At 42.9% G+C, this 12,794-nt stretch carries 12 protein-coding genes; 7 read left to right on the forward strand and 5 right to left on the reverse strand.

Features of this window, described 5'->3' with window-relative positions; translation table 11 throughout:
* Positions 1 to 120 precede the first annotated feature (120 nt).
* The 3 genes from ACJJI0_RS08830 (at position 121) to ACJJI0_RS08840 (ending at position 2,959) form a co-directional block, all read left to right on the forward strand.
* Complete coding sequence (locus tag ACJJI0_RS08830; RefSeq protein ID WP_444885567.1) at positions 121 to 939, forward strand: AraC family transcriptional regulator; 819 nt, start codon at positions 121 to 123, stop codon at positions 937 to 939.
* A 118-nt stretch (positions 940 to 1,057) separates the two neighbouring features.
* Positions 1,058 to 1,675, forward strand: a complete 618-nt coding sequence (locus tag ACJJI0_RS08835) for a LysE family translocator (RefSeq protein WP_444885568.1) — start codon at positions 1,058 to 1,060, stop codon at positions 1,673 to 1,675.
* A gap of 372 nt (positions 1,676 to 2,047) precedes the next feature.
* Complete coding sequence (locus tag ACJJI0_RS08840; protein ID WP_444885569.1) at positions 2,048 to 2,959, forward strand: alpha/beta fold hydrolase; 912 nt, start codon at positions 2,048 to 2,050, stop codon at positions 2,957 to 2,959.
* 152 nt (positions 2,960 to 3,111) lie between these two features.
* Here ACJJI0_RS08840 and ACJJI0_RS08845 read toward each other — a convergent pair whose 3' ends face one another.
* From ACJJI0_RS08845 to ACJJI0_RS08860, 4 genes are all read right to left on the reverse strand, one after another.
* Positions 3,112 to 4,356 carry a cation:proton antiporter gene (locus ACJJI0_RS08845; protein ID WP_444885570.1) on the reverse strand — a complete coding sequence of 415 codons (1,245 nt, stop codon included), beginning with the start codon at positions 4,354 to 4,356 and terminating at the stop codon, positions 3,112 to 3,114.
* Positions 4,357 to 4,945: 589 nt separating this feature from the next.
* A complete protein-coding gene (locus tag ACJJI0_RS08850) occupies positions 4,946 to 6,229 on the reverse strand; it encodes a hypothetical protein (protein ID WP_444885571.1) in 1,284 nt (427 codons plus the stop codon).
* 345 nt (positions 6,230 to 6,574) lie between these two features.
* Entirely contained in the window at positions 6,575 to 7,873 is a 1,299-nt protein-coding gene (locus ACJJI0_RS08855; protein WP_444885572.1) for a condensation domain-containing protein, read from the reverse strand.
* A 215-nt stretch (positions 7,874 to 8,088) separates the two neighbouring features.
* Positions 8,089 to 8,688, reverse strand: a complete 600-nt coding sequence (locus ACJJI0_RS08860; protein WP_444885573.1) for a LysE family translocator — start codon at positions 8,686 to 8,688, stop codon at positions 8,089 to 8,091.
* Between the two features lie 134 nt (positions 8,689 to 8,822).
* Between ACJJI0_RS08860 and ACJJI0_RS08865 the strand changes: the two genes are divergently transcribed.
* Together ACJJI0_RS08865 and ACJJI0_RS08870 are read left to right on the forward strand one after the other, a co-directional pair.
* Positions 8,823 to 9,293 (forward strand): DUF6841 family protein, encoded by a 471-nt coding sequence (locus ACJJI0_RS08865; RefSeq protein WP_444885574.1) that lies wholly within the window; start codon positions 8,823 to 8,825, stop codon positions 9,291 to 9,293.
* 46 nt (positions 9,294 to 9,339) lie between these two features.
* Positions 9,340 to 9,801 carry a hypothetical protein gene (locus ACJJI0_RS08870; protein WP_444885575.1) on the forward strand — a complete coding sequence of 154 codons (462 nt, stop codon included), beginning with the start codon at positions 9,340 to 9,342 and terminating at the stop codon, positions 9,799 to 9,801.
* Positions 9,802 to 10,059: 258 nt separating this feature from the next.
* On the opposite strand, the gene ACJJI0_RS08875 is transcribed toward ACJJI0_RS08870, so the two are convergent.
* On the reverse strand, positions 10,060 to 11,208 hold the full coding sequence (locus ACJJI0_RS08875; RefSeq protein ID WP_444885576.1) for an epoxide hydrolase family protein: 1,149 nt from the start codon (positions 11,206 to 11,208) through the stop codon (positions 10,060 to 10,062).
* 128 nt (positions 11,209 to 11,336) lie between these two features.
* Between ACJJI0_RS08875 and ACJJI0_RS08880 the strand changes: the two genes are divergently transcribed.
* Together ACJJI0_RS08880 and ACJJI0_RS08885 are read left to right on the forward strand one after the other, a co-directional pair.
* Positions 11,337 to 12,425 (forward strand): PA0069 family radical SAM protein, encoded by a 1,089-nt coding sequence (locus ACJJI0_RS08880; protein WP_444885577.1) that lies wholly within the window; start codon positions 11,337 to 11,339, stop codon positions 12,423 to 12,425.
* A gap of 60 nt (positions 12,426 to 12,485) precedes the next feature.
* Entirely contained in the window at positions 12,486 to 12,764 is a 279-nt protein-coding gene (locus ACJJI0_RS08885) for a GIY-YIG nuclease family protein (RefSeq protein ID WP_444885578.1), read from the forward strand.
* Positions 12,765 to 12,794: the final 30 nt, after the last annotated feature.

Raw genomic sequence — 12,794 nt, forward strand, 5'->3', positions numbered from 1 at the left:
CTCCCGCTTTCCCCTCTACTAATAGATTTTTTGCCCAGCTCTTCCTCTTTTTGTATCTTGTAATGCTCGCAGCTGAAACAGCTGTATTGATAAATAAGATCTGATGAATTAGACCTATAGATGCAAAAGGAATTTTCGGCGATTTGGCGTAGCCCAAAACACAGTGGCATAGAACTATTTCATGCACACTTTCGCAGTTTTGCCTTTAATAAACATTGGCACGATGAATTAGCCATTGGCATTATCCAGGCAGGCGCGGAGAAATTAGATTATCGCGGGCAAAGTAATATCATCCCCCAGGGGAACATTGTCGCCATTAACCCCGGTGAAATACATACAGGTTACAGCGGTAGCGAGCAAGGCTGGCATTACCGGATGTTTTATTTTGATACAAAGCTGGTTACACAAATATTGCAGCAACATAGTAGCCCTGGTAAAACCCCGATGCCTTTCCTTAAGGGCCCTATTATTCATGATCCTGAGCTTTTCAAGCTACTCTTTCAACTTCACTGCAGCCTGAATGGTACTCACTTACCGCTTGCCGTAGATAGCCTTTTAACGTTGGCGCTTACCAAGCTATTCGCCAATCATGGCGACCAGAACATCAGCCTTCGAAGTACAAAAGATATCTCAGCCGCAATAAAAATCCGCAACTATTTGTGTGATCACTGGCAATACAACGTAACCCTTGAGCAACTATGTCAGCTCACGGAAATGAGCCAATACCAATTAATCCGCTGCTTTAGCAAGCACTATGGTATAGCTCCCCATCAATTTTTGGTTCTTTACAAAATTCATCAGGTCCGCCTTTTGCTACAGCAAGGGCTAAATGCTGCCACAGCAGCAACTGAGTGTGGTTTCTTTGATCAAAGCCATATGAGTAGAAACTTCAAGAAGACTTTTGGTATTACGCCTGGGCGTTATCTAAAATCGATATAGCGCAATTTTATACAAGATAGTAATAGCTCCTCTCTATAGACTCATCCCTCACCGCCAGTAAAGCTGTTTCCACAACCCTCAACTGGTAACTTCTGAATGTTTGGCATAGGTACGTCTTATGAGTATGAAATTTGTTCTCGCGTGGATGGCTGTTATGTTTCCACTTATCTTTAGCCCTGGTCCTGCCAATATCACCTTCGCTGCAGCCGGCGCAAGCTTGGGTATCCGCAGGTCACTGCCACTAATGGCCGGAATAGATTTTATTTTTATTGTGAAAGGGTTCTTAGTTGGCTTTGGCTTAATGACTTGGTTAACCAGCTACCCTTTTGCCTTAAGAGCACTTCAAGTTGGCGGTGTAATCTATCTAATCTATCTCGCTTATCATTTCGCCAAACCTAAGTCGCCACTGAGCCAGGGAGAAGCGCCGAAGATTTCAATATGGAATGGAATGTTGATTCAAATTCTAAACGTTAAAGGCTGGATTATAACATTTACCATGTTTTCTATCTTTGCGCCTAACCTTCAGTACGAACCCACCACAACCATCCTATTACTAATCGCACTAATGACTATCCTTAATCTATCAACACACCTCTGCTGGATTGTATTCGGAAGTGCACTCGCAAAATTCGCCACTAATGATAGAAGCCAAAGAGTACAGGGAATGCTATTTTCTTTGAGCTTGCTCTCAGTGGCGTTATGGATAGCATTAGACAATCCAATTATGTTGATCTAAAAAAGAGTGATTGGCAATTAAATGCTTTAGACACGAAAAACAACACTGGCTGGCAATGGCAACCTAGCAATATGCTCATAGCATATCTATTGAACCCGGCATCCTTTCTCTGCAAGTTAGCAGAAATCCAACATCTTCTCTTGAGGAAATATTATGTGCCAAAATAGGTCCATATCATACATTCCAATTTGATAGCCTTTACAGCCCTGTTAGTATTGAAGGATTATACAAACTTCAAACAACTAAATCGTTGACTCAAAATTTATAACCAATGTGGATATCAATCAAATGGGCTGATCAATGAATGATCAATATCCTACTGAGCAACATCGATTTTTCAGTTAAGTAATTATAACCACTACAACCAATACAATGAATTTAACTTCCATTACCCATACACTTTTCACGCTTGGAACTTTTGCTGAAAGAAAAATATCGGGCCTAAAGCTCAAAAAAATTGAAATTGAAGAGGGGGAAATTAGTTACTTGCAGGGTGGGTCAGGTACACCGCTCGTTCTCTTACATGGTTTCGGGGCTGACAAAGATAATTGGGTTCGCTTAGCCAGATATTTAACCCCACACTTTCAGATCATTGCACCCGATTTACCTGGATTTGGAGAGAGCTTTAAAGATCCAGACTTAAACTATGATGTCCTACCCCAAACTCAACGCCTGAACAGCTTTGTGAATGCAATGGGTTTAGAGCACTTTCACCTTGCAGGCAATTCAATGGGTGGATACATAGCTGGAAACTATGCTGTAGAGTTTCCAGAAAAGATAAATAGCTTATGGCTTTTAAACCCTCTTGGAGTGGAAAGTTCACCCAGCAGTCCAATGTTTGAGCAAATTTTACGCGATGAATTACCTGTTATTCTGTCCAAGAACAGAGAGGAGTATGAATCGCTATTAGATAATGTTTTCCACAAAAGACCTTTTATACCAGGCTTTGCAATATCAGAGCTATCAAAAATAGCTGAAAATAACTTTTCACTGTACCAAAAGATATTTAAAGATATTCATCAGATAAAAGATGGAAGTATCAAATTTTCATCTCCACTAGAGGGAAGATTAAAGGGGTTTTCCAAGCCTACTTTAATCACCTGGGGCGATAAGGATAGAATACTTCATCCTGGCGCAGGCACAATCTTATCGAGAGAAATTATTAACTCCCAACTACAGCTGATCAAAGACATTGGGCATTTACCAATGCTTGAGTCCCCAAAAACTACAGCCAACCAGTTTATCTCATTCAAATCATCCCTACCTGAAGCAGGCTCTTACTAAAAACCGCCTTAACGTAAATAGAAAAGCACAACAGGAAACGATAAACCTTAAATCACAACGCAATTAAGCAGAAATATCAATAACATCTCTCGAACTTTATTCCCAGATTACTCCTGCCCATAATCAAACAGAAAAAACCCAGTAGTTAAGCTTTAGATATCCAGCTTTCTTATTAAACGCCCGCTGGTAGTTCCTTGCACCAGCAAGGAAAAAAGTACTACACCAAAAACCATAGATTGGATAGTCCACCAGTAGGGCAATTCAACGGGAAGGGAAAGTACCAGGGCTACAGCAATCACTCCACGCAAGCCACCCCAACTCATCAGCAGTCGCCAAGACTTTGGAATTGGCGGACCCACGAAGCGCGTTAATGGTGCTACCAGCACCACCGACAGGGCCCGAGCGCCCAGTGCTGCGGCCGTGGCAATTAACATCGCCAACCATTGATGGGTAAACATTTCGAAAGTAATGACCAACCCCATGATCACAAAAATAATTGAAGTAAAGAGAAGCCCCAACCACTCCCAAGTGGTTTCTGCATCTACCAGATAGGTTTTCCTTTGTTTTCGCAAGCAGGCTCTAGCCACTATGGCACAGGTCATAACAGAAATAATACCAGATACATGCAAAATGCTTTCCGCAAGGTAAAAGCTACCAAAAGCCACAATCACTAGAGTCATTAATGCTGCACTTGGTGTTCGTAGGAACAAAATAACCAGTGTTGTCAGCAACCCCAAAATCAAGCCTACGGCAACGCCACCAAAGAATATCATGCAGAAATACAGCGTTACTGAACTAACACTCAGCGATGGAGCCTCAGCGCTTACTCCGGTCCCCTGTACAATTGAGTAAGTGGCCAACCCTAGGACCAGAGAATAAAGGACTACCGCTGCGGCATCATTAAATAAGCTTTCCCCTTCAACAAGAGAAAGTAAATCTTCCCCAGTTTTTTCTTGTCGCAACTTATTCACTACCGCTACAGGATCGGTAGCCGCCAGAATAGCACCAGTCAACAATGCCGCTATCCAGGGAAATCCCGCCGGATGGCCAATTCCATAATAAGTAATTGCTGCGATCAGGAAGGCACAAATGACTAACCCTAGAGTCGAAAATAATAGAATCGGACCAATCCAGCGCTTTAAAATCCTTGGCTCCAGCTGCCAAGCAGACTCAAAAATTAGAACGGGCAAAATCACAAAAAAAACCAATTCCCTTAAGCTGGTTGCCCTCAACCCTGTATCATAATCGATTACCGGTAACAGAAAAGCAGCCAATACACCAGCCAATAAGCATCCTAGTGTATTATCAATTCTTAATATCCGGGAAATACCCAAACCAATAATTGCTGCCACAGACAAATAGAGCCCTTGCCCTACAATGACAACCACATCATTCACAAGTTTACTCTCCAGTGGAATGTACTATCACCCATCTCCTCAGAAGGATACAACCTTGTGCCATCATCTGTATAAAGCACTATGAAATTAACTCTTTCCCGCCAGCTAATTAATAAACTCCTAAATAACCACAAGGCCTTAGCTACATATGATTTGATGACTTTGATCAACTTGTAAAAATTCCTAGCAATCACAATTTATTAGGGTCGATAACTCATCAAAAATGCCGATAAAGTTCATGACTAATATTCATCCAACCGAACCACATCACAAGGATCTCTCACCCTGACGAACAACATTACTCAATAGAAAGTCAGCACTAGTACTGCTCAGAGGTTTGATGCTCCCCCGCTTAGAAAGTGAAATTTGACCCCCGAAATCCGACCTAACAGTCACCCTCTTAGAGTTAGTATCTTGGGAATGCCGCTCGAGAAAAAATGGCTCTAAGTGCATGTTTGAGCCCTATATTGGTGGAAGTTGTCGTATAGAAAGGCTACACAATCAGTATTCAGTATAGGAGAAAGGGGGGAAATGAACGGCAATATATCAATTTAAAAATTGAACAAACAAGGGTTCATCAGTTCAGACCTCATGAGGAACAAACAAGCTCTTGCAATAACTCCATATACTGATCAGCCATAGCTTTCGCACTATTTTTACTAATAAGTGGCTCACAATACCCAAAAACAAATACCCCATTTTGATTGGTAGTATAGGCAATCACCATCATAGGGTAGTGACCATGATTTTGAACAAGCATACCAGCAGCTATATCAAAATGTTTCAATTCACCACACAATCCTCTCATACTGCCTAAATTCGAAACACAAATGCCCGCTGGAAATGACTCTCTTTTATGGGAGTATTCATTTGCAGCTTGCATGATATCTTTTAGCCTGCAACTAGACTCAAAAATCAAGCCTTTCAACTCGCCGGGATTAAATCTTTCATTCAAATTATTTTGTATTTCTCTGGCCAAGTCCAAAACTCCCACACCAGAATTGTGCGGTGAAACTTCCACAGTTGTTATCGCGGTAAAGGCCCCAATAACATTTAAACCTATCTTTGGTTTACACAGACCACGTACATCCATTGGCAATACGATCTCTGTCCAGGATCGATGATTGGCCAACTGCTGAGATGAAATAACTGCCAAAGCACTGAACAGCGCAGTAAAACCTATTTTTTTCTCTTTGATTATTAAGGCTAATTTTTCTACATCATCGAAACATAGAGTACGCAGGATTGCTCTACTTTGACGCCTGGCCAAGTCTGCGGTTTGCTCGACCGGCCATGCAAGATAGTCCTTACCTGGTAGAAGCAGATGATCACCACCACTGTACCCCGCTTCCTTGAGATATTCCTCTATAGGCTTACATAATGGCAGCGGCTCTAGCTCTAGGTTTCCACCTTTATTCAAATATAAATCTAGATAAAAGAACAAGACCATTATTGATCTACCGTCAATAGCCGCATGATTTGCAACTAAGGAAATCCATTCCACACACTGGTTATTACCAATGTAAAGTGTAATCATATAAGTATACTTTTCTATATCTATAATTTTTTTAGACTGCCTCACATACTCCAACTCAAAATTGAAACCATGATCAAGCACATAAATTTCTAAAGGGATTGAGCTAAAGTCCACATTACAATGCCATTCGAAATTCGCCCCCAATTTAACCCTTGCTCTCAACATAGGATGCAAATGGTGCACCCAGGCCAGCCCGTCTTGCAAAGTCTTCACATTTAATGGTTGAAGTACCTTAATAAAGGAGACAATTTGAGTCCCACCATGACACTCCCTGGCAAACTCGACCATCAAGGCCTCGACCGCACCTAACTCTCGTGAATATGGCTCTGATTGCATAGCTTCAGTCCTGCACAGATGTACATCACAGGTTAAGATGACTATTTAATTAGTATAGAAAAATAAATAGATTACTTAATATCGACACACCCAAACGTATTTTCATTTAAAATTCTTTAAACAAAAAGAGACCGATATCCAAGGTGCAGTCAATATACCTGTAAACCCTTAAATCTATTCATCTACAATCAATAGCCTATCTAACCTCTACTGTCGGCAATCACCGCAAACTTGAGAAACCTTATACTCTGGAAACAACTCAAATGAGAGTAAAAAACTGGGGGATTCAGGAATGCATCTATTAACTATAAACTTAGGAAGAACTGCTATACTTTTAAAGCAGCTTTATTCAACAGCATAATCATTGGAAATATCGGTAATTAACTCCATGTAAGTTTTCACATATTTAAGCGCACTCTCCTTACTGATAAGTGGCTCACAATAACCAAAAACAAAAACACCTTCCCCACCTAGAGCGTAAGTCACCAGCATTATTGGGTGCGCCCCATGAGTTTGAACAGTCATAACCAAACCAAAATCAAAGAATTCCAATAAACCCGTATACCCAAACACATCCCCCACATTAGAAACACAAAGACCTGACGGGAAATAGTTTTTTTTAGAAGCATAATACTCAGCCAGATCTTCTATCTCCACGAGCCTATAATCGAGCTTCACAGGAGGCTCAAAAAAACTATTACGCCTTAAACATAAACGAACTTTTTTTTGTATTAGCCGTGCAAGACTCAACAAATCGAGGCTGGTATCTTTTGCGGATAAGGATAAAGTTATCGTAGTCGTACACTCTCCTACAACATCTTGTTCTATTTGAGATTTACACAAGTATTGGGCATTAATAGGTAACATTAATTCTGTCATGGGATGGAAGCTTGGTAACGATCTTGCAGCGAGGACAGCAATAGCACTATAGATTGAAGTCGTTTGAACATTCTCCTGTTTTGCAAGCAAACAAAAATGATCGTACAGCTTTTTAGGGAGAAGCCGATAAATAGAGCACCCACTCCGAGAGGAAGCATGTTCAGCCTTTTCAACCGGCCATTTTACGGTTTTACAATTATTGTTGTAAACGGATAATTGTGGCTTTTTAAGCCTCTGCCTTGAGCTAATATATTCCACCATAGATTTATCCATTATGGAGGCGGAAAACTGGTTTTTTTGCTGCCCCCTCAAGAACCTATCCAAATCACGAATCAAAATTAATGCTGAACGTCCATCAATGGCAGCATGACTTACAACAAGAGCAACCCACATGACACATCCATGCTTATCGGTGTAAATCGTCAAGCGATAACTATATTTATCTAACTCAAGAATTTCATTTCCCAATCGGTTAAACTCTGCTTGATAATCAAAAGAAGATGTATCGCTCTTAATCTCAGTAGGAATATCTCGGAATCCTACATCACAGAACCATTGAGCATAAGATTTTTTTTCCACACGAGAACGGAGCATTAGATGACGATTATGTAGGTATTCCATCCCCTCCATTAACTCTTCAACACCTATAGACTTGCATGCTCTGAAGAAGACAACCAGTTGTACTGCACCCTTAGACCTCTCGGTCAACTCTACAAAGAGAGCCTCCTGAGCCCCAAGCTTACGAAAAGGTTTTGTTTTTTCCATAGCAGACTCGCCCCTAAAGGGAGGTTACTGCCAATTAGTATAGAAAAGAAATAATATAAGGCTTAATCAAAAATCAATATTCCCTCCCGGCTTCCCTATGTCATTGCGAACATCAATCTCACAGGGTTAGAAACTACAATGAATGAATATATGTAACGATATGGTCGCAAGAGATCCGGCTCACCAGTCGAGCCAAGCACCTTAGCTGTAAGGCGCTATTTTTCAAGAAATTGACTGTATAGCAGATAGATTGCGGAAGTTGCTAACAACGCCCCCATCACTCTATTAAATATTTTAATTCTCACTTCAGTCCCTAACACCAGCCTGATTCTATCCCCCATAAGTGCCCAGGCGGTTAATGACAAATAACAGACAAAAAAATAAATCCCCACAAAATAAAATAAACTGTTACTCTGTGGGCTTGAAAACAAGGCAACACCAGATACACAGGCAATCCATGCCTTTGGATTTAACCATTGCAGAAGAAACCCCTCATGGAAGCGCGGCAGGGTACGTTCAGAAACAGCTATCTCTTCCGTGGGCCCGCTGGCAACCTTGTACCCCAGATAGATGACATAGAGTGATCCAGCGATAGCAAGATACTGCAACACCTGTGGATAACGCTCCAATACCTGGTAAAGTCCAAAGCCGATCATGGCAAGCAGTAAGGTAAATCCTATTGTCGCCCCAGATACAAATGGAATGGTACGAGCAAAACCATACTGCACTCCAGATGAGACGATTACCATGTTTACAGGCCCTGGCGTAATCGACATAGTGAGAGAAAACCCAAACATCGCTAAGAACAAGGACATATTTACACTCGAATATTATTTAATTTATCATCTTAAAAGAATGATTATTATTGGGACGCAATCAAGATAAATAAGCGCTACTGAGAATGGCGAACCCTAAGAGAGTTACCCCAATTTAACTAAAGGAAATCAAGTTGAAAAGAATTATTCTCCTAGCAACCTTGCTCATGTGTACCAGCTTTCAATCACTCGCAGAGCCCACAGTCGAAGAACATATCACAGACTTCATTAATGAATTTTCTTCGAACAACATAAAAGGCTCCGCATCTCACTTCTTCACAGAATCACCTCACTTTATCTTTGGCCCACACATTTTAACCCCACAAGATTCAGCACAAGTAGAAGAAGTACTATCTAAAATACGTGATGGTCTAGCCAAGCGAGGCTATAAAAATTCCGAGATCCTTGAATTCAAGACATTCTTTCAGGGTGAGAATATGTCCGTTACAACAATACTGCTTAAACGCTACAGCTCAGAAAGACAGGTTCTGGATCATCAATGCAGCACTTATACATTGGCCAAGACTGAAGAAGGGTGGAAAATCTTATCCTGGCTCCCTTCCGAGCCAGAAAGTAATACAAAATGTTTTACAGGTAAAAGTTAAACAATAAAACAGTAGTAGCCCCTAAAAAACCTAGAGGGATTTAGAAATGAGATCTCATAGTGAAATCAGAGTGCTTCTTACAGAATTGTATCAAGTGATTTCTGGCCCAGAAGGATTCAAGCGCGACTGGAAAAAACAATTATCGCTATTCACACCTTACGCTAAAGTCATTCGAACCTCTTTAGATGGTGAAGGTAATCCCCAGGCGCTGGTCATGAATATCCAGGATTACCCTGAAAATTTTCAGAGGGTGGTTGGAGATGCCGCTTTTTATGAGGTAGAAATTCACAATATTATTGAGTCTTTCGGCAATATCGCTCACGCATTCAGTAGTTACGAAGCCTGGAGAGATAGTGATAAAACCCAGTTTATCAAGCGGGGGATAAACAGCATTCAGCTTTATCACGATGGGCGTTCATGGAAAATAGTCAATATGATTTGGGATGATGAGCGACCCGGACTAACCATGCCACCTAAATATAACCCCGAGACCGAAAGTGTCTCGTAATCCCAAATTGGCCCCAGAATAATTGATATCTCGGCAATTAGATTCATTAAGCTCAATAAAACCCTTTCGTATTGGAAACTGAGGAAATAATCTGTAGCCAATTAGTAGAGAAACTCTACCAATTTTTGATATGACCAAGTGATGCCAGTTTCTGTCTGCGTAACACTGAGGCTCTTATCAATGGATGAGAACTTTATGGGGGGCCGGCTCTCGCCTTGAAGGGTGAGGGCTATCTTAATGGGGAGAAGTTACCAGCTTCTACTGCAAGCTTCTCTTCCAGGCCCTTATTTCCTCGACATATAATTCGGGCTGTTCAAAAGCCGAAAAGTGCCCTCCCCGTTTCAAATGATTCCAATAACAAATGTTCTTATAACGCCCCTCAGCCCAAGAACGGGGTATTCTTACCATCTCCCCAGGATAAATACTGACTCCAGTAGGCAATTGCACTACCTTTTCCTGATCGGGGCCATAGGGGGCATCGAAGCTTTCCCAAAATAGTCGCGCAGAAGAGGCCGCTGTATTTGTCAGCCAATAAAGCATGATATTGTCTAGTAATTCATTCCTGGTAAAAATACTCTCCAAAGTTCCCTGGCAATTGCTCCATAAATGAAACTTCTCTAATATCCAGGCAGCCTGTCCTATGGGAGAATCCGCAAGACTATACCCCAGTGTTTGAGGGCGGGTACTCTGTTCCTTGGCAAAACCGGAATCCCAACAATTGAAGAATCGTATTCCAGCCAGAGCCTCCTTCTCTTCCTCGCTGGGCCACTGCAAGGCTTCAGCGGTTGGCTCTTCCTTGGGATTATTGATATGAATAGCCCTGCACGCGCCCAGATTCTGTATGCCAATTTCAGTGGTCACCGACCGGCCCCAATCTCCCCCTTGAGCCAAGTACGATTGATACCCTAGGCGATGCATTAGGGTATCCCAGGCAGCGGCAATTCTTGGGATACCCCACCCCGTCGTTGCAGGCTTACCCGAAAAAGCGAAACCAGGGAGCGATGGGCATACCACATGGAAAGCCTCCTCAGCACTCCCCCCATATTGAGTCGGCTCAGTCAGGGGCCCTATCACTTTGAGAAATTCCACAAAAGAACTGGGCCAACCATGGGTTATTACGATTGGCGTGGCGCTTCTATGACTGCTTTTGACATGAATTAGATGAATTTCCAGGCCGTGAATGCTTGTTATGAACTGGTCATATTGATTCAGCCTCTGCTGAGTGGAATACCAGTCATAGTCATTTAGCCAATAATCACAGAAATCCTTAAGATAATTCAAAGGGATTCCCTGCGCCCATCCATCTACGGTTTCTGCCTCAGGCCAACGTGCCTCCCGTATCCTTCGGTGCATATCAGCCAGCTGAGATTCTTGTATATCAATCCTGAAAGGTTGGACCTGAGCCATTCGTAGATTCCATCTCCTAAGTGAGCTGACTAAGTAGCCGCGGATAGACAATTACAAAGATTGATTGGCTATTGCTTTGTACTGAACCAAAACCGTAAACTGTACAAACATACAGCACCCTAGTTCCGATGAAAAAAATAGAATCAAACAATCCTCAGCCCTTACATAAAGGGCGCGGAGCCGCCAGTAATATCACTGGTCGTTTTGCCGAGCACATCAGTACACGGGAAAGCGATGGTTGGCAAACCGAGGCTGAGCCTCTGGAGCGACTACTGACTACCGCCATTGAAGAGAAGGCCAAGTCGATTATCGCCACCAATCAATCGCCCGACATCCCCTTTACTCAGTCTATCAATCCTTACCGTGGCTGTGAGCATGGTTGTGTCTATTGCTACGCGAGACCAGCTCATGCCTATATGGATCTTTCCCCAGGGCTCGACTTCGAAAGCAAGATCTTTTTTAAGGCTAACGCGCCCGTATTGTTGGAGCAGACGCTGCGCAAACCAAGCTACACCTGTAGTCCCATAGCACTAGGCGCGAATACAGACCCATATCAGCCTCTGGAGAAAGAGAAAGGCATAACCCAGGCATTGCTAACAGTAATGCAGCAGTTTCGACAACCGGTCACCATTGTCACCAAGAGCCAGCTGATTTTACGGGATCTTCCCATCTTGGCTGAGATGGCACAGGACAACCTTGCTCAGGTGGCAATTAGTGTGACTACTCTGGAGAGGGATTTAAAAAGGAAATTGGAACCCCGCACAGCGGGGCCTTCTGCCCGCCTGCGTACTATCGAACAATTGAGCAAGGCTGGGATACCCACGGCCGTACTTGCAGCTCCAATGATCCCCGCACTTAATGACTGTGAGCTGGAAGCTATTTTGAAGTCCGGGCGGGATTCAGGTGCCGAGAGGGCGGCCTATATCCTCCTGCGGCTACCCCATGAGGTGGCGCCACTTTTCCGTGAGTGGCTATCACTACATTACCCACAAAGGGCCGACCATGTAATGAGTCTGATACAACAGAGCCGCGGTGGGCGGGACTATCAAAGTGACTTTTCCCAACGCAGAACCGGTACAGGGGTTTTCGCTCAGTTACTGCGGCAGCGGTTTATTGTCGCCATTAGGAAATTGGGGTTAAATCACCGGCGCCTATCCTTGGATAGCAGCCAATTTAATGCACCACCCCTAGCCGGCGAGCAGCAGTCTCTTTTTTAACTGAGCTATGCGTTTTAACCTACAAGAAACTGAGAAAAACCCCTTGCGGACAAGATTTTAATGGATGCCTGGTTTTTGTATTTAATCCGCACTTCCAGCGGTACCCTCTATACGGGAATAACTAAAGATATTCAACGACGCTTTGCCGAGCACTGTGGTGGCGGGGCCAAAGCGGCCAAGGCCCTTCGCGGTAAAGGGCCTCTCACACTTGAATATCAGGTAAAAACTCAGGATAAATCTTCTGCACTGAAATTGGAAATCGCCATCAAGAGGTGGCCCAAGCATAAAAAAGAAGCGCTTATTGCCGGCACAATGGCATTGCCTGATTTACCCAGCTAACCATCATTGTGCCCTCGCGAGCCCTAAGCG

The sequence above is a fragment of the Microbulbifer mixtoriginis (SeqCode) genome, assembly GCF_052466695.1.